The sequence below is a fragment of the Nonomuraea sp. NPDC049129 genome (assembly GCF_040648495.1).
Classification (GTDB): Bacteria; Actinomycetota; Actinomycetes; order Streptosporangiales; family Streptosporangiaceae; genus Nonomuraea.
In genome coordinates, this window is the sequence record NZ_JBEZDU010000024.1 from 124,500 (window position 1) to 147,166 (window position 22,667).

At 71.6% G+C, this 22,667-nt stretch carries 16 protein-coding genes; 5 read left to right on the plus strand and 11 right to left on the minus strand.

All coding sequences use genetic code 11. From position 1 onward, the window contains the following. Positions 1-24: 24 nt before the first annotated feature. The 7 genes from AB0B64_RS47645 to AB0B64_RS47675 form a co-directional block, all read right to left on the minus strand. Positions 25-2,844 (minus strand): BTAD domain-containing putative transcriptional regulator, encoded by a 2,820-nt coding sequence (locus AB0B64_RS47645; protein WP_357943034.1) that lies wholly within the window; start codon positions 2,842-2,844, stop codon positions 25-27. A 69-nt stretch (positions 2,845-2,913) separates the two neighbouring features. Then, positions 2,914-3,666, minus strand: coding sequence for an isocitrate lyase/phosphoenolpyruvate mutase family protein (locus tag AB0B64_RS47650; protein WP_358191794.1), 753 nt, complete (start codon positions 3,664-3,666; stop codon positions 2,914-2,916). Continuing rightward, a complete protein-coding gene (locus AB0B64_RS47655) occupies positions 3,663-4,448 on the minus strand; it encodes a cytochrome P450 (RefSeq protein ID WP_357943038.1) in 786 nt (261 codons plus the stop codon). Before AB0B64_RS47655 ends, AB0B64_RS47650 begins: the two co-directional genes overlap by 4 nt. A gap of 111 nt (positions 4,449-4,559) precedes the next feature. Continuing rightward, on the minus strand, positions 4,560-5,270 hold the full coding sequence (locus AB0B64_RS47660; protein ID WP_358191803.1) for a DUF998 domain-containing protein: 711 nt from the start codon (positions 5,268-5,270) through the stop codon (positions 4,560-4,562). Next, positions 5,267-6,481, minus strand: coding sequence for a glycosyltransferase (locus tag AB0B64_RS47665; protein WP_358191808.1), 1,215 nt, complete (start codon positions 6,479-6,481; stop codon positions 5,267-5,269). Before AB0B64_RS47665 ends, AB0B64_RS47660 begins: the two co-directional genes overlap by 4 nt. A 93-nt stretch (positions 6,482-6,574) precedes the next feature. Continuing rightward, on the minus strand, positions 6,575-7,378 hold the full coding sequence (locus tag AB0B64_RS47670; RefSeq protein ID WP_357943044.1) for a DMT family transporter: 804 nt from the start codon (positions 7,376-7,378) through the stop codon (positions 6,575-6,577). A gap of 36 nt (positions 7,379-7,414) precedes the next feature. Beyond that, positions 7,415-8,032, minus strand: coding sequence for a DedA family protein (locus AB0B64_RS47675; protein ID WP_357943046.1), 618 nt, complete (start codon positions 8,030-8,032; stop codon positions 7,415-7,417). Positions 8,033-8,470: 438 nt separating this feature from the next. Here AB0B64_RS47675 and AB0B64_RS47680 point away from each other — a divergent pair, with 438 nt between their 5' ends. Further along, positions 8,471-9,448, plus strand: coding sequence for a hypothetical protein (locus tag AB0B64_RS47680; RefSeq protein WP_357943048.1), 978 nt, complete (start codon positions 8,471-8,473; stop codon positions 9,446-9,448). Here the strand turns inward: AB0B64_RS47680 and AB0B64_RS47685 are convergent. From AB0B64_RS47685 to AB0B64_RS47695, 3 genes are all read right to left on the minus strand, one after another. Continuing rightward, on the minus strand, positions 9,356-9,985 hold the full coding sequence (locus AB0B64_RS47685; protein WP_357943050.1) for a VC0807 family protein: 630 nt from the start codon (positions 9,983-9,985) through the stop codon (positions 9,356-9,358). The two genes, AB0B64_RS47680 and AB0B64_RS47685, sit on opposite strands and share 93 nt — an antisense overlap. A gap of 261 nt (positions 9,986-10,246) precedes the next feature. Then, positions 10,247-10,927, minus strand: coding sequence for a leucine efflux protein LeuE (gene leuE, locus AB0B64_RS47690; RefSeq protein WP_357943052.1), 681 nt, complete (start codon positions 10,925-10,927; stop codon positions 10,247-10,249). 47 nt (positions 10,928-10,974) lie between these two features. After that, positions 10,975-12,180, minus strand: a complete 1,206-nt coding sequence (locus tag AB0B64_RS47695; RefSeq protein WP_357943054.1) for a serine hydrolase domain-containing protein — start codon at positions 12,178-12,180, stop codon at positions 10,975-10,977. A gap of 196 nt (positions 12,181-12,376) precedes the next feature. Here AB0B64_RS47695 and AB0B64_RS47700 point away from each other — a divergent pair, with 196 nt between their 5' ends. Next, positions 12,377-13,471, plus strand: a complete 1,095-nt coding sequence (locus AB0B64_RS47700) for a putative sulfate exporter family transporter (protein WP_357943056.1) — start codon at positions 12,377-12,379, stop codon at positions 13,469-13,471. An 88-nt stretch (positions 13,472-13,559) separates the two neighbouring features. Further along, entirely contained in the window at positions 13,560-16,916 is a 3,357-nt protein-coding gene (locus AB0B64_RS47705; RefSeq protein ID WP_358191843.1) for a BTAD domain-containing putative transcriptional regulator, read from the plus strand. Here AB0B64_RS47705 and AB0B64_RS47710 read toward each other — a convergent pair. Then, positions 16,889-18,511 carry a CocE/NonD family hydrolase gene (locus AB0B64_RS47710; RefSeq protein ID WP_358191853.1) on the minus strand — a complete coding sequence of 541 codons (1,623 nt, stop codon included), beginning with the start codon at positions 18,509-18,511 and terminating at the stop codon, positions 16,889-16,891. The genes AB0B64_RS47705 and AB0B64_RS47710 overlap by 28 nt on opposite strands. A 192-nt stretch (positions 18,512-18,703) precedes the next feature. On the opposite strand from AB0B64_RS47710, the gene AB0B64_RS47715 reads away from it, so the two are divergent. Beyond that, the gene (locus AB0B64_RS47715) at positions 18,704-20,536 is read left to right on the plus strand and encodes a M14 family zinc carboxypeptidase (RefSeq protein ID WP_358191861.1); all 1,833 of its coding nucleotides are present in this window, start codon (positions 18,704-18,706) and stop codon (positions 20,534-20,536) included. Between the two features lie 392 nt (positions 20,537-20,928). Continuing rightward, positions 20,929-22,617, plus strand: a complete 1,689-nt coding sequence (locus tag AB0B64_RS47720) for a carbohydrate-binding protein (protein ID WP_358191874.1) — start codon at positions 20,929-20,931, stop codon at positions 22,615-22,617. Positions 22,618-22,667 lie beyond the last annotated feature (50 nt).

A 22,667-nucleotide genomic window follows, 5' to 3' on the forward strand; every position in this document is an offset into this window, starting at 1 on the left:
TGTTCGGAGGCGCTGACCGATCGCCTACCGCTCGCTGACGATCTCCCCGAGCTCGGTCAACCCGGCCTGGATACGGGCGCGGACCTCTCCCGCGCTGTACCAGTCGCCAGGGCACTCGGCCAGGGCCTGCTCCATGAGCGCGCGGGCCTCGTCGCGGTCGCCGCGGAGCATCGCCAGCTCGCCCAGCCCCACGTGCGCCCTGGCCATCGTGTCACCCGAGCCGATCCGGCGGGCCATCTCGGCAGCCCGCAGATAGTCGACCCGCGCCCCGTCGAGGTCGCCCAGCCGGGCCACGGAGTCGGCGCGCAGGCACAGGCACTCGGCCATGTCCGCCTTCGCGCCCAGCTCCCCGGACGTCCGCAGCCCCTGGTCGGCCAGGTCGCGCGAGGCCGCGTAGTCACCCTGCTCATAGGCCAGCTCGCCGAGCCCGCCGAGCGCCAGCGTGGCGCCCCAGCGTTCACCGAGGGCCCGGAAGGCGGTCAGCGACAGCTCGAACTCGGCCCTGGCCTCGTCGCCACGGCCGATGATCTGCAGCATGAACGCGAAGCCGCAGTGCGCCAAGGCCCGTGACCAGGGCGGCAGGGTGTCGGAGTGGTGGGCCACCAGCTTCTGGAGGCTCTCGTAGTCGTCGGGCGGGCCGGTGAACATCGACAGCATCATCGTCAGGGACTCCAGCCGCGTCGGCAGGTAGGCGATCGGCAGCAGGCGGCGGAGCTTGTCCAGCCGGGCACGCAGCTCGTCACCCGGCTGCCTGCCCCAGGCCGCGACCAGCACGCACATGGCGTACTCCTCTTCGAGGCCCTCGGGAGGGGTGCTGCCCATATCGGCGATCAGCCCGTCGGCCAGGTTCGCACTGGTGCCCCGGTGGCCGCGCATCCACCAGTAGTAGGCGGAGTAGGCGAGGATCCGCAGGCCCAGCTCCTGCCGGCCGGTCTCGGCCGACCAGCGCACGGCGGCGGCCAGGTTGTCGCTCTCCTCGTCCAGGCGCGCCAGCCACTCCAGCTGCTCGGCCTTGCGCATGTGGCCGTCCGCCTCGACGGCCAGCGCCAGGTAGCAGTCGGCGTGCGCCTCGCGCACCACCTCCGTCTCGCCCGACTCCGCGAGCTTCTCGGCGCAGAACGCCCGGATCGTCTCCATCATCCAGTAGCGGCCGTCCACGGCCTCGACCAGCGACTTCTCCGCCAGCGAGAACAGCACCTCCTCCGGCAGCCCGCACACCCGCTCCGCGGAATCGGGCGTGGCACCGCCCACGAACACCGTCAGCCGCCTGGCCATCCGCTGCTCCCGCTCGTCGAGCAGGTCCCAGCTCCACGCCACGACCGCGCGGAGCGTCTGGTGCCTGGGCAGGGCCGTACGGCTGCCGCGGGCCAGCAACCGGAAGCGGTCGTCGAGCCGCGCCGCCACGTCGCCGACCGACATCGTGCGCAGCCGCGCGGCCGCCAGCTCGATCGCGAGCGGCAGCCCGTCGAGCGCCCGGCAGATGCCGGCCACCTGGGCCAGGTTCGTCTCGTCGACCGGCTGCCGGACCGCGGCCGCCCGGTCGGCGAACAGCCGGACGGCGGGGTAGTCGAGGGGGTTCGCGGCGTCGGGCGGCGGCAGCCGCAGCGGCGCCACGGGCAGCAGGGACTCGCCGGTGATGCCCAGGGCCTCGCGGCTGGTCGCCAGCACCCGCAGCGCGGGGCAGGAGGCCAGCAGCAGGTCGGTCAGCTCGGCCGCGGCCGCGACGAGGTGCTCGCAGTTGTCGAGCACCAGCAGCAGCGCGCGGTCGGCGAGCGCGGCGAGCAGGCGGGACACGGGATCGACGGCGGGCCGGTCGTGGCCGGACAGCCGGGTGTCACGGATGTCGAGCGCCGCCAGCACCGCCTTCGGCACGTCGGCGGGGTCGGTGACGGGCGCGAGCTGCACGACGCAGACGTCACCGGTGGTCCGCTCGGCGGCCTCCATCGCGAGCCGGGTCTTGCCCGCCCCGCCCGGTCCGATGAGCGTGACGAGCCTGGCCGCCTCCAGCTGGGCGCCCACCTGGCGCAGCTCCTCGGCCCTGCCGACGAAGCTGGTGAGCTGGGCGCGCAGGCCCTGCCTGCTCACGGCCGCCACTGTGGTCGCCACTGTGGCCGCCAGCGAAGGGTCGGCCCTGAGCACGGCTAAGTGCGCCGCGGCCAGCTCGGCTCCCGGCTCGACGCCCAGCTCCTCGTCGAGGATCCGCCGGGCGTCGGCGTAGGCGGTCAACGCCTCGGCCTGCCTGCCGCTGCCGTACAGGGCCCGCATGAGCTGGGCCCGCATCCGCTCGCGCAGCGGGTGGGCGGCCGTGAGCCGCCGCAGCTCGGCGACCAGCTCGCGATGGGCGCCCAGCTCCAGATCGGCCTGGACACGGTCCTCGACGGCGGCCAGGCGCAGCTCCTCCAGCCCGGCGGCGGCCGCCTCCGCGTGCGGGGCGTCGGACAGCGGCGCGCCTCGCCACAGGGCCAGCGCCTCGCGCAGCAGTGACGTCGCGCGGCGGGGGTCGCCCGCGCCGAGGGCGAGCCGGCCGTCACCGGCCAGCCGTTCGAACCGGTGCGCGTCGACGTCCTGCGGGTCGGCCGCCAGCCGGTAGCCCGCCGGGTGGAACTCCACCCGGTCCTTGCCCAGCGCCCGGCGCAGCCTCGACACCTGCGCCTGCAGCGCGTTGGCCACGCCCTCGGGCGGCTGCGGGCCGTACAGGGCGGCGGCCAGTCGCTCGGCGCCGACGACCCGGCCCGCGTCGAGTGCCAGCAGTGTGAGCAGCCCCCGCACCCGGGGGCCGCCGAGCGCGATCGGCTCGCCGTCCTCACCCAGCGCCCGGGCCGGGCCGAGGATTTCGAAGCGCATGCCTCGATTATCGCGGCGATCTCCGCTTAGTCCGCTATCGCGGCGCCGGCGGCATCGCCACGATCTCCGCTATCGCGGTCCCGGCAGCATCGCGACGATCTCCGCGTACGTCGGCGCCGGCGGTGCCGTCTTCCCCTGTACGGCCAGCAGGCTAGACAACGCCCCGTGCAGCGAGGCCCGGTACAGCAGCGACCCGGTGCTCACCCTGGCGACGCCCACCGAGGCGAGCTCGGTCAGCGTGGGCCCGTCAGGCAAAAAGAGCACGTTGACCGGCAGCGGCGTGCTCGCCACCACCTCGGCGATCTCCCCCAGCTCGCGCAGGCCGGGGACGAAGACGCCGTCGGCGTGCCCGTAGGCGCTCACCCGCTCCCGCGTGTCGCCCGTCTTCAGCCAGTGGGTGTCGGTCCGGGCGTTGACGAACACGCCGTGGCCCTGGGCCGCCTCGATGATCCGCTGGTGCAGCCCGATCGGCCGCAGCGTGCCGTCGGGCCGGCCGTCTTCCAGGTTGACGCCCGCGACGCCCAGGGCCGCGAGCGCCGCGACCAGGTCGGACACCTGTGCCGGATCGTCGCTGAAGCCGCCCTCGATGTCGACGGTGATCAGGACGCCGAGGTCCGTGAGCAGCTCGGCCAGCTCGATCGTCTCCGCCTTGGTGGCGCCCGCGGCGTCCGGCTTGCCGTGTACGGCGGCCACGCCGAGGCTGGTGGTGCCGATCGCCGGGAAGCCCTGGGCGGCCAGCATGGCGGCGGACCCGTAGTCCCAGGCGTTGGGCAGCAGCAGCGGGTCGCCCGGCCGGTGCAGGTCGCGGAACGCGGTGCTCATCGGATGTCCTTCGGTCGCAGGATCGCCTCCAGCACGCCGGCCGCCAGGGCGAGCGCGTGGGCGGAGGCGGGGCAGGGGCGCACGCCCGAGCCGAATGTCAGGTGGGGCGTCGGGCCGCGCGAGACGTCGAACAGCTCGGGTCGCTGGAAGACGGCCGGGTCGCGATTGGCGGCCACCAGGTCGATCGTGACCTCCTCGCCCGTCTGCCGGTCGAGCCTGCGGCTGGCCTTGAGCGGCGGATCGTGGCGGAGCGTCTCGTGCAGCAGGTCGTCGGTGTCGTCGCCGGGTTCGGCGTGGGTGAGCGCGTTCGTGATGAGGGCCGTCGTGGCGGCGTGGGCCTGCAGGAGGATGGTGATCCCGGGGATCGGGTCGCCCGCGCCGGACAGGAGCTCGACCAGCTCGGCCACCGCGGCGTCGGCCTCGGGCCCGGCCTCGCCCGACAGGTAGCCCGCGGCGGCGGCCGTCACCGCTCCCGTCAGCCGCTTCTCGTCGGTGACCCCGAGCGCGGCGCCGAGCACCGCCGTCGGGACGCCCGGCCAGTCGCCGCCCCGCTCCAGCGTCTTCGCCGTGGCGGCCTGTCTCAGCGCGGCCGGGTCGAGCGCGGCGAGTCGTTCGGTGACCAGTCGGCGTCGTTCGGCGTGGACCTCGCCGGTGCTGAACCGGGACACCTGGGAACGGAGCCAGGCCAGCGTCCCGTAGGGCGCGTCCTGGCGCACCGGAGGCGGCACGTAACGGGTGTCGGCCAGCACCGATACGGCTTCGGCATGGCGGGTGATGAGCATGGGACCCACGCTAGGCCGGAATCCCTTCGACGCCGGACGAAGTGTCGGCGCGTCAGACCGCCGGGGAGCGTCCCCCTGGCAGGCTGACGGGCGAGGCGACGTGCCGGCGCGTCAGGCCGCCAGGCGCTCGGGATGCTCGGGGTGCTCGGCCGGACCGGGCCGTGCCGCTGACCGGGCTGCGGGGCGCCGTTCCACGGCGGTCATGGCCATGCAGACGACCAGCGCGATGTCGGCCAGCACCACGCCGCGCTCCAGCAGCCCGTAGTAGGCGCCGCCGCCGATCAGCGGCGAGGTGAAGGCGGCCGGGTGCGCGGCCAGATAGGCGACCAGCGCCACCACCGAGGTCACGCTGAGCGCCCTGACCCGGTTCCACTTCGGCAGGGGCGCGCGGCCCCTGGCCAGGGTCCAGCCGGCCACGGGCAGGGTGGTGAAGATGACGGCCGAGGACCAGCGGTGGATCTCACCTGCCAGCGAGCCGACCGCCGCGTTGCCGGGGTCGGTGGGGAAGACCGCGCTCAGCATCAAGCCGGCCGTGGCGGCCAGCAGCAGTACCCGGGCGGCCGCGCTGCGCGCGGGCTCGCGGGTCGCCAGCGCGTACGCGAGGGACAGGCAGGACCCGGCCAGCGCGAGCATGCCGATCAGCACGGGCGCCATCCCGCCGGGGATCAGCGCGTAGTCGCTCAGCAGCGGCTGACCGGGCAGCGCGAACTGCGCGTAGCCGAGCGCGGCGACGGCGGCCAGCGCGCCGGCCACGGCGCTCACCACGGGCACCGTCACCGGAACCGGCTCCACACCGCGACCTGGGAGGTCCGTTCGGGTCATCGGGTCACCTCGTCATAGATCTTCTCGAAGCGGGCCAGGGAGTTCTGGTGGTCGTGCGTGAGGGCCAGGTCGCGGCTCGCCTTGCCGAGGCGGGCACGCAGGTCGTCGTCGGTGAGGATGGTGGTCATGTGGCGGGCCAGCGACATGACGTCTCGCGGCTCGAACAGGTAGCCGTTGTCCGCCACCAGGTGCGGCAGGGCCATGGCGTTCGCCGCGACCACGGGCAGCCCGCTGGCCATGGCCTCCAGGGTCGCGATGCTCTGCAGCTCGGCGACGCTCGGCATGGCGAACAGGTCGGCGGCGGCGAAGGCCTGCGGCATGTTCTCGTCGGGCACGTAGCCGAGGAAGAACACCCGCTCGCGGACCCCGATGCGCTCGGCCAGCCGCTCCAGCTCCGGCCGCTGGTTGCCCTGCCCGACGAGCGCGATCTGCGCGTCGGTCTCGTTGAGCACGTACGGCAGCGCGCGGACGAGCTCGTCGAGGCGCTTCTCCTCGTCCAGGCGGCCGACGAACAGCGCGGTGGGGCGGTCGGGCAGGTCGAACAGCTTGCGGGCCCACGCCTTGGGCTCGGCGTGCGGGTAGAAGCGGGCCAGGTCGATGCCGCAGGACACCGATTCCACCTCGCGGGCGAAGCCCTGGTCGGCCAGCAGCTTGGCGGCCAGCGGCGTGGGCGTGGTGATGTGGTCGGCACGGTCGAAGATCCGGGCGAAGTCGCGCCAGGCCAGTTGACCGGCCTTCTGCCGGAGCCGGTCGGGGATGTGGCCGAACTGGAAGAGGTTGTCCGGCATGAAGTGGTTGGTGGCCACGATGGGCACCTGGCGGCGGCGGGCGGCGGCGATAGCGGCCCGGCCGACCACGAAATGCCCCTGGGAGTGCAGGACGTCGGGCTGGACGGCGTTCATCAGCCAGTCCAGCCGGGTGGGGACGGTGACCCGCATCGTGGGGTGGACCAGGAGGGGCGCGGAGCGCAGCCGGTGCACCACCACGCCGTCGACCACGTCGGCCGTGGCCGGGCCCTGGTCCGACTGGCAGACGACGTGCACCTCGTTGCCGCGCGCCGCCAGGCCGCTGGCCAGGCGGTAGGTGAAGACGGCGGTGCCGTTGACATCGGGTGGGTAGGTGTCGGTGGAGATCAGGATGCGCCGCGGACGCGCGGGGGCGGGCGCGAGCTCGGGGCGCTGGGCGGCGGTGGTGCGCAGGGGCATGACCATGACAGGGGACTCCAGTCGAAAAGATGATCGCCGACCGGCTGGGGAAGGCCGGTGCGGGAGTAGGTGGTGGGGGGTAGGTGGTTCGGGGGCAGGTCAGTGGCGCGCCTCCAGCGGAGTGGTGCGAGCCAGTGCGAAGGTCCCCGCCGCGGTCAGCGCCGCCGCCGCGATCGGGGCCAGTCCGGAGGGCAGCGGCTCGCCCAGCAGCAGCGCGCCGAAGGCGACCGCCGTGAGCGGGTCGGCGATCTGCAGCGAGGCGAAGGAGACGCCGAAGTGGCCGACGGCGTAGGCCCGCTGGAGCATCATCAGCGCCAGCAGTGCGGGCACCGGCATCGCCAGCAGGTACCACCAGTTCCAGGAGCCGTCGACCAGCGCCCGCATGAGCGTGGCCGTGGCGCCGTACAACACGCCCGAACTGGTGGCCAGCAGCGCCGCCCGGCCCGCCGGCGAGGCGATCTTCGAGCCCGCCCAGAGCAGCACCGACGCGATGCCGGCGACCGCCAGCAGCGTCAGTACGCCGTTCGGGCTCAGGTACGTCGGGCCTTCGGCCGCGGGCACCAGCAGGACCAGGCCGATCAGCCCGGCCGCCACCACACCCGCGGCGCTCAGTTCCTTGCGTGAGGGCCGGCGGCCGTGCAGCGCGGCGGCGATCGGCAGCGCGAACAGCAGGCTCGCCACCCCCATCGGCTGCACGACGGTCAGCGGGCCCAGGCCCAGGGCGACGATGTGCAGGCCGCCGCCGGACAGGATCGACAGGCCGCCGAGCAGCCAGCGCGGCCTCCGCAACAGCATGAGCAGGGTGGGCTTGGTCGTACCGGCCGCTTCGAACTGCTGAAGCGCGGCGCCGAGCGCGAAGAATAGGGAACCGACCAGGGCGATAACGGCGGCCAGGACAGTCATGCCCACTCCTCTCAAACAGATGGTTACCGGGCGAGGTCAAACAGACGTGTCCACCGGAAGGCGCTCCGGGGAAGCCTGGGTGGCGCGTCGCTTCCGCGCCCACCGGATGACCTCGACCAGGCCGGTGACGGACAGGGCGATGCCCAGGCCGAGCAGCAGTCCCTTGATCGGGTCGTTCTCGAAGGCCATCCCGCCGAAGAAGCCGATCAGGCCGGAGTACAGGCCCCACGAGGCGGCCGCGATCGCGTCGAAGAAGGTGAAGGAACGCAGCGGATGGCGTACGGCGCCCATGGTCAGCGTGGTCGCGGTGCGCCCGCCGGGGATGTAGCGAGCGGCCACGAGGATCATCCCGCCGCGCTCGGCCAGTGCGTTCCCGGCCCACACGAACGCCTTGCGGTGCCGCAGCCGCCCGCCCGACTTCTTACCGATCAGGTAGGAGACATGGTCGCCCGCGAAGGCGCCCAGCGCGGACACCACGATCACCAGCGCCAGGTTCGTCTGCCCGGAGGCGGCGAAGACGGCCGCGGTGATCACCGCGGTCTCCGCCGGCACGACCGGGAAGAACCCGTCGAGCAGCGCCAGCGCGAACAGCGCCACGTACAGCCAAGGTGACGACATCACCTGCTGGACCAGTTCCAGAATGGCGTGCGACATTGCGTGTACTCCGATCGTTGAGGCGCCCTCACAGCGTGTCTGTGTGAGGTGCCGTGGGACATCGGGGATCACCCCGGTCGAACGCGTGCCCCACCCCGATAGGGGTCAGGGCGCGCACCTTTTGAAGCTAGAAACTCCGCAGGTCACGGCACATCAGTCGATCGGCACACATGACCCCCGACTTTCGTCAGGGGCGGTCATACGACCTCCGGGCGACACTCTTCGATCAAAGCGGGTCGCCGCTACCAGCACAGGAGTGTGGGTGGGCGGCTTTGGGGTGGGGTTAACACCACCGGGGATGGTTTATCCAGCACCACCCTGACTTTCGTCAGGGTAGTTCCCCTACTCCCATCCGGACGCCGGGTTCCCCCTCACGGGTGAGGCGGATCCCTCCGCTGCGGGAGGGATGGCCGGGGTGGCGAGGCGCACTGTGGGCACATGACTCCCCAGAAGGCCGGAATCGGCCGCATCACGGCGGCGGTCGTGGCGATGGCCGCCATGCTCCCGTACCTGACTTTGAAGATCTTCTGGCTGACCGGCCGTCCGGTGGGCGTCTCCGACCCGGCGTTCATGAACGATCCGGCGATGGTCGGGCTGAACGTGATGACATTCGGCATGGACGCGGTCGCGCTGCTGCTGGCGCTGGCGTTCACCACGCGGCGGGGCATGCGGCTGCCCGCCTGGCTGGTGCTGCTGCCCCTCTGGGTCGGCACCGGCCTGCTGTCGGTGGTGATCGTCACGGTGCCGGTCAGCGTCCTGGTCTCCGGCCCGTCGATCTTCGTGACGGACGGGCCCATCGCGCCCTGGGTGTACATGATGGTCTACGGCGGGTTCATCGGGCAGGGCGTGGGGCTGATGGTGGCGTTCGTCCTGTACGCCCGGGACCGGTGGCCCGTCGTCTTCTCCACAGCCCTTGGGTACGGCTACGTGAGCCCGACCAGGTCGTTCCAGACCGTCGTCGCCAGAGGGGCGCTACCGGTGTCGGCCGTGCTCGGCGCGACCCGCCTGTATTGGGCCGCCGGTAACGCCGCGCCGGATCAGGTGCTGCAGGACGGCTTCAAGGGCTTGCTCGCGCTCGGGGCGGGGCTCGCGCTGGTCCTCCTCGTCAGAGGCCGGGGCTCCGGGGCGTTCTGGCCGCCACTGGTGGTGGGCTGGCTCGGCACGGGCGTCATGTTCGGCTGGGGGCTGTACGCGATGATCCTCACGGTCACCGCCGGGCCGCTCGGGGCAAAGATGACCGGCGCGGCGGGCCTGGTGGAGCTGTTCGGCACGCTGACCGGGCTGGTGATGGCGATGTGCGGGGCGTTCCTGCTGGCCGAACGGTCAGGCGTGGGCCACGTGCAACCGGCGCAGGAGGCGCTTGAAGGCGAAGATCGAGAAGGTGATCGCGAGACCGCTGATCACGGCCACCACTGAGGTGCGGAGCAGCATGAAGGTGCTGAGCGACTCGTGCAGCGCGAGCCAGATGCTCACCGTCGAGTTGGCCATCAGCACGAACGCCCACAGCAGCGTGATCCTGGCGAAGAACCTGCGGACCCGCTCATGCTTGAGCACCGCCGACGGCAGGTGGATGTAGTCGAGCGTGAGTTTCTGCACGAGCGGCCTGTTGAGCCGTACCGAGGCCAGGAAGGCCACGCTGATGCAGAGCGTGCCCAGCTCCGGCTGGATGAAGTAGACCACCCAGCTGCCGGTCCAGAAGCCCACGGCGGCGCGCGCGGTGATCGCGATCGCGGCCAGGATCATCGTGGCGGGCACCCGGATGCCCCTGATCAGCCGCCAGGCGACGCCGAGGTAGACCCAGGACACGGCCGCGGCCAGCGCCCCGTTGAGCCCCAGCACGGCCAGGGCGGCGTAGAACACGGCGAGCGGCGCGACCACGCCTTCGAGCAGCCGAGGCACCGCCTGTCGCACAAGAGCGGTCAGACGCGGCAGGGTTACGGGAGGGTGATTCACGACTGCTCCGCAAATTGGCCGACGATCAGCGAACTACCCGAGCTTCGGGAGACCAGGCTTCCCGGACGGACCGGTGGAGATTACGAATTGGTTACTCCGGGTCTGCCGGTGGCTTACCGTACCCGACGAATCGGTATGCCACTGCCTCTTTTGCCACGTTCCATGAGTTTGTGGCTGTCCGACTCGGTGCGGCGCGGGTGGCGCGCCGCCGCCGATCGTCACTCAACCAGAGCTCGCTTGAGCCCCGCCGTAGAAGCGGTTTCAGCTCAGTGAAGTGGTCGCCAACTTGGCCCCGAAACCGAGGAAAAGGGCGCCGACACCCGAGGTCAAGCCCGCGCTAAGTTTTCTGCGGGCGCGGAACTGGGTGGCCAGGAAGGTGCCCCCGAGGATGAGCGCGGTGAGGTAGAGCAGGCTGAAGACCTGGATGATCGCGCCCAGGATGAGGAACGACAGCACGGGCGCGGTGTAGCCCGGGTCCACGAACTGGATGAAGAAGGAGACGAAGAAGAGGATCGCCTTGGGGTTGAGCAGGCTGATCGTCAACGCCTTGCGGAACGGGCGTAGGCGGCTGCCCGGGATTTCCGCGTCAACGGCCTTGGCCGGGGCGGTGTCGGCGGTCTCGGCGGTGCCGGGCCGGGAGCGCCAGGCGCGCCAGGCACTCCGCAGCATCTGGAAGCCGATCCACGCCAGGTAGCCGGCGCCCGCGTACTTGACGATGCTGAACAGCACCGGGCTGGAGCGCAGCAGGGACGCCGCGCCCGCGGCCGTGAACGCCATGAGAACCGTGTCACCGACGAAGACGCCCGCCGCGGCCCGGTAGCCGTGCCGCACCCCGTGCTGGGCGGCCGCGCTCAGGACGTACAGGGAGTTGGGGCCCGGCAGCAGGATGATGAGGAAGGCACCGAGGACATAGGTCGAGAGATCCGTGATACCGAAGAACATGCCGCTCGCTCCTGGAATGCGTAATGACAAGCCAGGGTATCGCGCGATTAATCCCTCGGCGCGTACCAAATTCCTCCATGCACCTGCTGGTAACCGAGCGCCCGATAAGTGGCGTCCGCCAGGGCCTGGCCGCGCGGGTTGACGCCGAGTCCGATGCCCTGCTTGTTCATCGTGTAGCCGAAGGCCAGCCGGGCCGCCGGGTCGCAGAAGCCGAGCGAGCCGCCCATGCCCGCGTGCCCGAACGCGGTCGCCGACAGCAGCGCGCCCTCGCTGTCGGCGGGCGGCAGGTACCTGTTGTCGACCGCCTTCATGAACCCGGTCGAGAACCGGGTCGGCACGGCCAGCACCGCGTCGGTCCCGGCCGAGGCGGTCAGCCCCATGACGGTCAGCTGCTCCTCGGTCACGAGTTCACCACCCCCGAGGGACAGCGGCCGGTACATGCCCGCCAGGCCCCTGGCATTCGTCACCGCGCCGACGGCGCCGTATTCGGCCGCGTGCGCCTGGCGGCTGTCCGACTCGCCGGGCGTCGTCATGTAGCCGCCCTCGTTGGCCAGCAGCAGCCCCGGAATCGAGGCGGGATCGGTGAACGCCTTGACGTAGAACATGGGCGGGTCCGACGGCGGGTCGGCGGGGATCGTGGGCGCCACCCGGCCTTCCTGCTCCTCCGGCAGGCCCAGCCAGAAGTCCAGGCCGAGCGGCTCGGCCACCTCCTCGCGGAAGAACGTGCCGAGCGAGCGCCCGCTCACCCTGCGGACGACCTCGCCGACCAGGAACCCGAACGTCAGCGCGTGATAACCGTGACGGCTGCCCGGCTCCCAGAACGGCCGCTCGCCGGCCAGCCGATCGACCATCAGCTTCCAGTCGTAGAACGCCCCGGGCGCCAGCGGCTCGCGCAACACCGGAACCCCCGCCTGGTGCGAGAGCAGATGCCTGACCAGCGTCGCCTCTTTGCCGTGGGCCCCGTACTCGGGCCAGTAGCGGACGACGGGGGCATTGAGATCCAGCTCACCGCGCGCGGCCAGCATGTGCGCGCAGAGCGCCGTGGCGCCCTTCGTACATGACCAGACATGGCCGATGGTGTCGTGCAGCCAGGGGACGCCGGGCGCGGCCTGGCCGCCCCAGAGATCGACGACCATCTCACCGTCGAGCACCACGCACACCGACGCGCCGACCTCGCCGCGAAGCGCGAGGTTACGATCGAACTCCTCCGCGACCTGGGAGAACCTGGGGTCGCACGTCCCTTGTACGGTCATTGCCCGAATCCATCACGAAAGCCGACCGGTGTAAACCGGCTACCCCGATGACTGCGGACCCCCTTTACCTTGATTCCATGTAGGTTTAGTGTGAAAACATGCGGTCGATCAACGAAGACTGGGCGGCGACCATCGTCGGCCTGGCGCTGCTGTTGCTCGTCATCACCGGTGTGATCCCGGCCGGGTTGGTGCCCTGATGAGCGCCGAAGCAACCGAAGGCCGGACGGCCACCGGTCTGGACGTCGCCGGAGGAGTGCTGGTGGTGCTGGTGCTCGGCGCCGCCACCAGGTTCCTGGAACAGAGCGTGCCCGACGCCACCAAAGGAGGGCCGTTCGAGCAGCTGGGCGCGGCCGTCGAGTATCCCGTCTACGCCATCGCCCTCGGCCTGCTCGGCAATGCCGTCCTGAGCGCCACCGGGCTGCGGGAGCGGCTCGCCGGCGGCTTCAGGACCGAGTTCTTCATCAAGACGGGCCTGGTGCTGCTCGGCGCGTCGATCAATCTCAAGGTGATCGTCACCGCCGCGGGCCCGGCCATCGCCCAGGCGGTCGTACTGATCAGCTGCGTCTTCCTGTTCACCTGGTGGCTCGGCGGGCAGCTGGGGCTGGACGACAAGCTGCGGGCGCTCCTCGCCTCCGCCGTGTCGATCTGCGGCGTCAGCGCGGCCATCGCCGCGGCCGGAGCCGTACAGGCCAAGAAGGAGCAGCTGGCCTACAGCGCGAGCCTGGTGATCGCGTTCGCGCTGCCGTCCATCTTCGTGCTGCCCTGGCTGGCCGGGGTGCTGGGGTTGAGCCCTGAGGTGGCGGGCGCGTGGATCGGCGGCAACATCGACACCACAGCGGCGGTCACGGCGGCCGGGGCGATCGTCGGCGAGCAGGCGCTGCAGGTCGCCACCATCGTCAAGGTGACGCAGAACGCGCTCATGGGCGTCGTCGCCGTCGCGCTCACCGCCTACTTCGCCTTCAAGGTCGAGCGCCGCCCCGACGCGCCCCTGCCGCGCCTGGCGGACCTGTGGCACCGCTTTCCGAAGTTCGTGCTCGGCTTCGTCGCCGCCTCGGTGATCGCCACCTGGTATCTGGGCGCGGGCGGCGACAAGGCCGCCATCGCCGTGGTGAACGACCTGCGGGTGTGTTTCCTGATCCTGGCGTTCGTCAGTATCGGGCTGGAGTTCCGCGTCTCCTCGCTCAGGGAGGCCGGCTGGCGTCCGGTCGGCGTTTTCGCCGCCGCGACGGCGGTGAACCTGCTGCTGGCGCTGGGGCTGGCCGCGCTGTTGTTCGGCGGGTTCGCCGTTTGAGAGTGGGTACGGCTCGCGTGGCTAGGGGTGGTCGCGCGAGCCGTACCACTTGAGCGCCCATCCGGGGGAAAGCGGCAGGATGGGTTTCGTGCGGATATCCATCCTGGGGACACTGGAAGTGACCGGCGCGGAGCCGATCGCGGTCGGTGGGTTCCGGTTACGGGCGCTCCTGGCCATCCTCGCCCTCGAAGCCGGGCGGACCGTCACGTCGGAGCGGCTCATCGACATGCTCTGGCCGCAGGAGCCGCCGGGCAACGCCGCCAACGCGCTGCAGACGCTGGTCAGGCGGCTGCGCGTGGCGGTCAGGCCGTACGAGATCGTGGAGAGCCGGGCGGGTGGCTACGCGCTGGCCGTCGACGCCGACCAGGTCGACGCGCTGCGCTTTCGCCGCCTGACCGGCCTCGCGAAGATCGATCTGACCGGCCTCGCCAAGCTCGATCTGACCGGTCTGGCGCAGCTCGATGAGGCGCTCGCGCTCTGGCGGGGGCCCGCGCTCGCCGGTCTCGGCGCCGTGCCGCACCTGGCCAACGCGGCCGCCGGGCTGGAGGAGGACCGGCTGGCCGCGATCGAGACTCGCGCCGAGGCGCGGCTGGCGGCCGGGCTGCCGGCCGACTTGGCCGCCGAGGTGGCCGCGCACCCCCTCCGTGAGCGGCTGTGCGCGCTGGAGATGCGCGGGCTGGCCGCCGCCGGGCGGCAGGCCGACGCGCTGGCCCTGTTCGAGCGCACCCGCCGGACACTCGCCGACGAGCTCGGCGTCGACCCGGGGCCCGAGCTGCGCGCCGCTCACCTGGCGGTCGTGTCGGGCGAGGTCCCCGTACGGCAGGACCCTCCCAAGGGCCTGCCCAAGGGCAACGTCCGGGTCCCCCTGACCACGTTCATCGGCCGCGAGGACGAGCTGGACCTGCTGACCACCGTCCTCGGTCACGCCCGGATGGTCACGATCGTCGGCCCGGGCGGCGCGGGCAAGACCAGGCTGGCCGCCGAGGCGGCCCTGCGCATGGACACGCGGTTCGACGGCGCGTGGATGGTCGAGCTGGCCTCCGTCACCGACCCCACGGCTCTGCCCGGCGCGGTGCTCGACGCCCTTGGCCTGCGCGAGGACCGGCCCGGCTACTCGCATCACCGGCCGGATATGACCGACTATCCGCGCCAAAGGCCGGACACGCCGGGCGCCTGGGCGGACGGGCGACCGGGAGGGGGCGGAGAACCGGTAGGGGCCGGGCGGCTTGGCGGGGCCGGGCCGCTCCAGCAGGTGGTCGAGGCCCTGGGCGAGCGCCAGGTGCTGGTCGTGCTGGACAACTGCGAGCACCTCGTCGACGCCGCCGCGCGCCTGGCCGATGACCTGCTGGCCGGCTGCCCCGGCCTGCATGTGCTGGCCACCAGCCGGGAGCCGCTCGGCGTGCCGGGGGAGCGGCTGGTGCCCATCCCGCCGCTGGAGCCGCCCCCGACCGGCGTGGACGCGACCCGAGCGGCCGAATACCCGTCGGTACGCCTGCTGCTCGACCGCGCCACCGCGGCCCGGCCCGCGTTCGCCCTCGACGCGGGGAACGTCACGGCCGTGGTGGCCCTGTGCCGCCGGCTGGACGGCATGCCATTGGCCATCGAACTGGCCGCGGCCCGGCTGCGGACGATGACGCCGCGGCAGCTCGCCGACCGCATCGACGATCGCTTCCGGCTGCTGACGGGCGGCAGCCGTACGGCGCTGCCCCGCCAGCAGACGCTCAGAGCGGTGGTGGAGTGGAGCTGGGACCTGCTCGACGAGCCCGAACGCGAGCTTGCCCGCAGGTTCGCGGTCTTCGCGGGCGGCGCCACACTCGAATCCGTCGAGGCGGTGTGCGGTGGCACCGCCCACGTGCTGGGCGCGCTGGCCGACAAGTCGCTGGTCCAGGTGTCGCCGGAGGGCCGCTATTCGATGCTGGAGACGATCCGCGCGTACGCCGCCGACCGGCTGGCCGAGACCGGGGAGACGGCGGCCTACCGGCGGCGCCATGCCGTACACCTGCTCGATCTCGCCGAACGGGCGGTTCCCCAGCTGCGGACCGGCGCGCAGATCGAGTGGATCGAGCGGCTCTCGGCCGAGCGAGACGACTGCTCGGTGGCGCTGCGCTGGGCGCTCGACGAGGGCGACGTGGAGATCGCGCTGCGGCTCTGCGCGGCTCTCAACTGGTATTGGTGGATGTGCGGCTACCGGCACGAGAGCGCGAACTGGGCGGCGCAGGTGCTGGACCTGGCGGGCGACACCCCGCCTCCGGGTCTGGTGAGGGCGTACGTGGCCTGTCTGTTCGCGGATGGGGTGAGTAAGTTCGCGTCGATCGTCAGTGATCGGGCGGCCATGCGGGTCCTGTCCGTGCGGATGAACGAGCTGATCACGGCCGCGGAGCGGGAAGGACCCGTCCACCCGCTGCTGCTGATCAGCCGGGCCGTCATGGCGAGCGCGGCCGGGCAGGACGAGCGGGCCGCCGCGCTGCTCGATCACCTCGCCGAGAGCGACGACCTCTGGCTGGCCAGCTCGGCCAGGATGCTCGGCGGGCCGCACGCGTCCGAAGAGCGGCTCGAGCAGGCGGTGGCCGGGTTCAGGAAGCTGGGCGAACGGTGGGGGCTGAGCGAGGCGCTGCTGAATCTGGCCGCGCTGCGCGCCGCGCGCGGGGAACCCACGGAAGATCTGATCGCTGAGACCCAGTCTCTCACCAGCGAGTGGGTGAGCTCGGAGGAGACGATCTCGACGCTGACCCGGTTGGCGACGCTCCGCGCGCAGAGCGGCGACCTTGACGGCGCCGCCGCCGACCTGGCCAAAGCCCGACGCGGAGTCACAGCGGACCGGATCACCAGCCGGGCCGCCGACGGAACCACCGATCGGGCCGCCGACGGAACCACCGATCGGGCCGCCGACGGAACCACCGATCGGGCGGCCGACCGGAGCCGTGCTCGGCTCGGCGCGGATGCGGAGATCTCGGCGTTCACCCTCATCCAGCTCGGCATGGGGGAGGCCGCGCTGGCCTACCGGCTCGGCGATGTCGAGGAGAGCCTGGCCACCTACCGCGACCTTTTCCCGCTGCTGGCCGAGGCACCGCCGATTCCGCAGCTCGCGGTGGCGGTGCACACCGGCTACGGCAGGGCGCTGACGGCCGGTGGCGACCCCGCGGTCGGGCTCGAACAGCACCGCCTGGCGCTCGGCCTGCTGGGTGCCACGCCGGATCTGCCGTACCTGTCGATCGTGCTGGCCGGGTGCGCGCTGGCCGAGCTGTCGGGCGGTGACCCGGAACGCGCGGCCGTCCTGTTCGGCGCGTCGGCCGCCGTCGAGCCGCCCGACGCGTCGGCCGACACCGTCGCGGGGACGGCGTCGGCCAGGGCCGCGCTCGGCGATGCGCGCTACGACCACCTGTACGGCGAGGGCGCCGCCATGACCAGGCAGGAGGTCTACGAGATGATCGGCAGCATCGCGTAGGAGGGTTCGTGGACCGTGGTCGTGCCCTTCTGGGGGTTCCTGGCGAACCTGGGGAAGTTCGATCCCGCCACGTCGATCCTGATCCGGTGTCCGGGGCGGAAGAGGTTCGAGATCGCGCCCAGCTCGACCCTGACCTCGCGCACCTCGCCGGGCGTCAGGTCCGTCACCCGGGTGATGGCGTCGGTCAGCAGCTCGGCCCGGCCGCCGGGGTGTACGTCGATCAGCTTGACGGCGACGTCCGCGCTGGTCGCGGTGGACGACACGAGCACGATCAGCTCGACGTCCCCGGTCACCTCCAGCGCGGCGTCGAGCGGTTCGCTCTGGTGACGCAGCACGTCGCCGCGGTCGTCGAGCGGGCGCTGGTCGAGCGGCCCGAAGGCGTCGAACGTCATCACCGCCCCGCCCACCGTGGGGACCGGGTCGTCGGGGTCGCTGACGAACTCGCCGCCCCCGCCGCCCGCCGGGACGGTGCTGAGCGTGCCGTCCGGGCCCAGGTGGTACGCCACGCGCCGGGCGGCGGGTGGCGGCCAGTCGGACGCGGTACGCCACTCGTCGGCGCCCATCAGGAAGTACGTCACCGTGGCACGGTCGGCCGGCGACTCCCCGCGCAACCACTGGCCGAACCACTCCAGGTGCAGGCCGGTCCAGTCGATCGCGTCCTGGCTCGCTCCTGCCCCGTAGTCACGCCCGCAGACATTGCCGTCCTGCGTGAAGTGCGCCCACGGGCCCACGACGAGCCGGGATCCGCCGCGCAGGTGCTGGTAGTGGCCGACGGAGGCGTCGCGGAAGTAGTCGTACCAGCCGGTGCCCACCAGAGCCGGCACCTCGATCTCGGCGTAGCGGACGGCGCCGTCTCGCCACATCTCCGCCGCCGGGTCGGGATGGTCCATCCAGCCGGCGTAGAAGGGCACAAGGTCGGTCAGGAGCGGCTGGTCGCTGAGCGGCAGGCGCTCGGCCAGCCGCAGCATGGTCTCGGGGAAGCGATCGGGGAAGCCCAGTGCCGCCAGATAGGCGTCCCTGTCGGCGGCGAGCGCCGTTCCCCGGTTGATCCGGCGCTCCAGCTCGTCGAGCGCGAGCACGGCCGCGCTGACGGTCAGGACCACGTTGAGGTTGGGCACGCCCGAGTGGTAGACCACCTCGTGCAGTGACGCGGGCGCCACGTGCGGCGCGATGGCCCGCAGGCCCGCCGGGCGTTCCTGCGCGGCCAGGAGCTGGGTGATGCCCAGGTAGGAATCGCCGAACATGCCGACGTTCCCGTCCGACCAGGGCTGCGTGGCCGCCCACCGCACCGCGTCGTAGCCGTCGGCGGCCTCGCCGGCGATGAAGGTGAGCTCGCCGTCCGAGTCGCCGGTCCCGCGCACGTCCTGGACGGCGACCGCGTATCCGGCGGCCACCAGCCGGGCCAGGTCCAGGTGCATTCCAGGCCCCGGATCCGTCCTGCCGTACGGCGTGCGGGACAGCAGCACCGGGAAGGGGCCGGGCCCGGCGGGCCGCCAGAGCGTGGCGACGAGGGTGACGCCGTCGCGGGTGGTCATGGTCTCCGTGGTCTTGATCACGGGATCCTCCTGTCGCAGGCCCTCAGCACTGATGCTCATGTCACTCAGCGTGTCTGAACGCCCTGGTAGAGGGCTGGCATTAACCTGGCACCTGTCTGTCAGGCTCTGGAGCCGGCAGGAAACGGGCCCACCGGACGGGCCGGAAAGTTGGGCCTTTCCCAACCACCGCAACGTCCTCACCCTCGGTTCAGGCGCGTGTCAACGACATCCCACGCGCCCGAGGAGGACTAGGTGAAACGCCGTTTTGTCATCCTGCTCGCCGTCCTCGGCCTGGTCTGCCTGACCGGCATGACCGGAGCCGGGGCCGCCGCCGAGCCGCCGCCGAACCGGCAGTATCGCGTGGAGGGACCGGCGAACGCCCAGCAACGCAGCGCCGTCGCCGCGACCGGCGCCGCGATCGACGAGGTGGCCACGGGGTCGGTCCTGATCACCGCCACGACGGCCGAGGTGGACGCGATCAGGCGCCTCGGTTACCGGGTCTCGGAGGTGCCGCGCCCGTTATCGCCGTCCGGCGGCGTCGGGACCTTTGACTTCCCGCCGGCGGACTCCGGCTACCACAACTACGCCGAGGCGAACGCCGACATCAACGCGCTCGTCGCCGCTCATCCCAACCTCGCGACGGTCTCCACGTACGGCACGTCGTACGAGGGCAGAGCCCTGCGCGTCATCAAGATCAGCGACAACGTCGCGACCGACGAGGCCGAGCCGGAGGTGCTCTTCACCGCGCACCAGCACGCCCGCGAGCACCTCACGGTGGAGATGGCGCTCTACCTGGCGCACCTGCTGGTGGACAACTACGGCACCGACCCCCGGATCACGAACCTGGTGAACTCCCGGGAGATCTGGATCATGCCGGACCTGAACCCGGACGGCGGCGAGTACGACATCGCCAGCGGCTCCTACCGCTCCTGGCGTAAGAACCGCCAGCCGAACAGCGGCTCGTCGGCCGTCGGGACCGACCTGAACCGCAACTGGGCCTACAACTTCGGCTGCTGCGGCGGCTCCTCCGGCAGCACCTCCAGCGAGACCTACCGCGGCGCGGCGGCCGAGTCGGCGCCCGAGGTCAGGGCCGTGGCCAACTTCGTACGCGGCCGCGTCGTCGGCGGCGTCCAGCAGATCAAGTCGAACATCGACTTCCACACCTACGCCGAGCTCGTCCTGTGGCCCTACGGCTTCACCTTCAACGACACGGCCCCGGGCCTGACCCAGGACGACCACGACGCGTTCGCGACACTCGGCCGGAACATGGCCTCCACCAACAACTACACCCCGGAGCAGGCCAGCGACCTCTACATCACCGACGGGACGATCGACGACTGGCTGTGGGGCGCGTACAAGATCTTCAGCTTCACCTTCGAGATGTACCCCGTCAGCTCCAGCCCGGGCTTCTACCCGCCGGACGAGCAGATCGTCCCGCAGACCACCCGGAACAGGGAGGCGGTGCTCCGCTTCCTCGAGTACTCCGACTGCGTCTACCGGATCATCGGCAAGGAGTCCCAGTACTGCGGCACCGGCACCCCGCCCGTGACCGTCTACTCCGACACCTTCGAGACGGGCACCGGCTGGACCGTCAACCCGAGCGCCACGGACACGGCCACCCTCGGCGCGTGGGAGCGCGGTGTCCCAGAAGCGACCACCTCCTCCGGCGCCAAGCAGCTCGCCACCACGGTCAGCGGCACCAACGACCTGGTGACGGGCCGCCTCGCGGGCACCGCCGCGGGTGACTTCGACGTCGACGGCGGCATCACCTCGATCCAGTCGCCGCCCATCACGCTGCCCGCCACCGGCACGCTCAGCCTCTCGCTGTCGTGGTACCTGGCGCACGGCTCGAACGCCTCCAGCGCCGACTACTTCCGGGTCAGGGTGGTCGGCAACACCACGACGACCGTCTTCCAGCAGGCCGGCGCGGCGGCCAACCGCAACGGGACCTGGGCCACGGCCACGGCCAGTCTGAGCGCGTACGCGGGGCAGACGGTCCGCATCCTCATCGACGCCGCCGACGCCTCCGGCGCGTCCCTGGTCGAGGCGGGCGTCGACGACGTCCGCATCACCCAGCAGAACTGATCGTCTCTTCGGCCGGTCACCACGGCGGAGCACCGAGTGCGGGTGCTCCGCCGTAACCATTTCTTTGGGTCTTGTAAGACCCCGGTGTCAAGGCTACGATCGCGGCAACTCTTAGGAAACTTTCCTAAAAGAAATCATGAATCAGGAAGCCATGTCCCGGTCGCCGCCGCCTTCCTCCACTCTGACCCAGAGTGTTCCGGGCCGTCGAAGTGACCCTCCGGCGTAGGCCGCTGACTGGCCGAACAAAGCGAACCCCTCCTGCTGCCACCCCCCAGCGGCCCGCGCCACCCCGCGGGCCCATGCCGTACGGCTTGCGCTCTCACCCCCCGGCGCAAGCCGTACGGCACGCCACAAGGACATGACCCGTCACAGCCGCACCACCAGGGAATGCCATGAGATTTCGCCGCATGTTCCTCGCCTTACTCGCCGCCCTGGCCATGATGGGGGCCGGGCTCACCACCGTCTCGACCAGCGCCTATGGGGCTGTGGCCCTCGCCTACCCCGCGTGGACGGCATGGACCGCCTACAGCGTGGGCACCCGCGTCACCTACAACGGCGTCGACTACGAGTGCATCCAGGCTCACACTTCCCAGCCCGACTGGACGCCGGATGCCGTGCCCGCCCTGTGGAAGACCGTCTCCGGCGGCGGCGGCGACACCACCGCCCCCTCGGTGCCGGGCAACCTCCGCTCGACCGGCACGACCTCCAGCAGCGTCTCGCTGGCCTGGAACGCCTCCACCGACAACGTCGGCGTCACCGGCTACAACGTCTACAGGGGCTCGACGCTGGTGACGACGGCCACCGGCACCACCTACACCGACGGCGGGCTCGCGGCCTCCACCAGCTACACCTACACGGTCCGCGCCCGTGACGCCGCCGGGAACCTCTCCGCGGCCGGCAACTCCGTCACCGCCACCACCTCGGCCGGCACCGGCGCCCCCGGCCAGCCGGGCTCGCCGAGCGTCAGCGGGTCCACGAACAGCTCGCTCTCCCTGTCGTGGGGCGCGTCGTCGGGCACGGTCACGGGCTATCGCGTGTACGAGGGCAGCACGGTCAAGGCCACCGTCACCGGGACATCGGCCACCATCGGCTCCCTGGGCACCTGCACCTCGCACACCTTCACCGTCAGGGCGTACAACTCGGTAGGCGAGTCGGCCTCCAGCGCCGCGGTCACCGGGACGACCACCGGCTGCACCGGCGGCGGCAGCAAGCTGCCCGGCGCCCCCTACCTCTACATGGGCTGGGGCGACCCGCCCGCGCCCGCCACGGTGATGAGCGCGACCGGCGTCAAGTCGTTCACGATGGCGTTCATCCTGTCCAGCGGCGGCTGCAACGCGGCCTGGGACGGCAGCCGTCCGCTGACCGGCGGCGCCGACGCGCAGGCGATCTCGGCCATCAAGTCGGCCGGCGGCAGCGTGCAGGTCTCCTTCGGCGGCTGGTCGGGCAACAAGCTCGGCCCGAACTGCTCCTCGCCCTCGGCGTTCGCCGGCGCGGTGCAGACGGTCATCAACGCCGTCGGTCCCGCGGCCGTCGACTTCGACATCGAGAACACCGACGAGTTCGAGAGCGAGGCGGTCCAGGACCGCATCCTGAACGGCCTCAAGATCGTCAAGCAGAACAACCCCAACGTCAAGGTCGTCGTCACCTTCGGCACCTCGACCACCGGCCCCACCTACTGGGGCACCCGCCTGATCAACCGCTCGAAGGAGCTCGCGGTCCCGATCGACAACTACACGATCATGCCGTTCGACTTCGGCGGCGGCTCGAACATGTACCAGAGCACGGTCAACGCCTCCGAAGGGCTGAAGAACACCCTCAAGACGGCCTTCGGCTGGTCGGACGCACAGGCGTACGCGCACATGGGCATCTCGGGCATGAACGGCCTGTCGGACCAGCAGGAGCTCACCTCCACGGCCACCTGGACGCAGATCCGTGACTACGCCAGGAACAACGGCTTGACCAGGCTCGCGTACTGGGCCGTCAACCGCGACCGGCCGTGCCCGGGCGGCGGGGTCGTGTCCAACTGCAGCGGGATCGCCCAGTCGAACTGGGACTTCACCAGGATCACCGCCGGCTTCTGAACCGGGACCGGCTCTTGAACCGGGACCGGCTTCTGAACCGGGACCGGCCC

Bases quoted from the DNA above. Each gene is read 5' to 3' on its own strand.
- AB0B64_RS47645 (WP_357943034.1), bottom strand. From the start codon at position 2,844: ATGCGCTTCGAAATCCTCGGCCCGGCCCGGGCGCTGGGTGAGGACGGC.
- AB0B64_RS47650 (WP_358191794.1), bottom strand. From the start codon at position 3,666: ATGAGCACCGCGTTCCGCGACCTGCACCGGCCGGGCGACCCGCTGCTG.
- AB0B64_RS47655 (WP_357943038.1), bottom strand. From the start codon at position 4,448: ATGCTCATCACCCGCCATGCCGAAGCCGTATCGGTGCTGGCCGACACC.
- AB0B64_RS47660 (WP_358191803.1), bottom strand. From the start codon at position 5,270: ATGACCCGAACGGACCTCCCAGGTCGCGGTGTGGAGCCGGTTCCGGTG.
- AB0B64_RS47665 (WP_358191808.1), bottom strand. From the start codon at position 6,481: ATGGTCATGCCCCTGCGCACCACCGCCGCCCAGCGCCCCGAGCTCGCG.
- AB0B64_RS47670 (WP_357943044.1), bottom strand. From the start codon at position 7,378: ATGACTGTCCTGGCCGCCGTTATCGCCCTGGTCGGTTCCCTATTCTTC.
- AB0B64_RS47675 (WP_357943046.1), bottom strand. From the start codon at position 8,032: ATGTCGCACGCCATTCTGGAACTGGTCCAGCAGGTGATGTCGTCACCT.
- AB0B64_RS47680 (WP_357943048.1), top strand. From the start codon at position 8,471: ATGACTCCCCAGAAGGCCGGAATCGGCCGCATCACGGCGGCGGTCGTG.
- leuE (WP_357943052.1), bottom strand. From the start codon at position 10,927: ATGTTCTTCGGTATCACGGATCTCTCGACCTATGTCCTCGGTGCCTTC.
- AB0B64_RS47695 (WP_357943054.1), bottom strand. From the start codon at position 12,180: ATGACCGTACAAGGGACGTGCGACCCCAGGTTCTCCCAGGTCGCGGAG.
- AB0B64_RS47700 (WP_357943056.1), top strand. From the start codon at position 12,377: ATGAGCGCCGAAGCAACCGAAGGCCGGACGGCCACCGGTCTGGACGTC.
- AB0B64_RS47710 (WP_358191853.1), bottom strand. From the start codon at position 18,511: ATGAGCATCAGTGCTGAGGGCCTGCGACAGGAGGATCCCGTGATCAAG.
- AB0B64_RS47720 (WP_358191874.1), top strand. From the start codon at position 20,929: ATGAGATTTCGCCGCATGTTCCTCGCCTTACTCGCCGCCCTGGCCATG.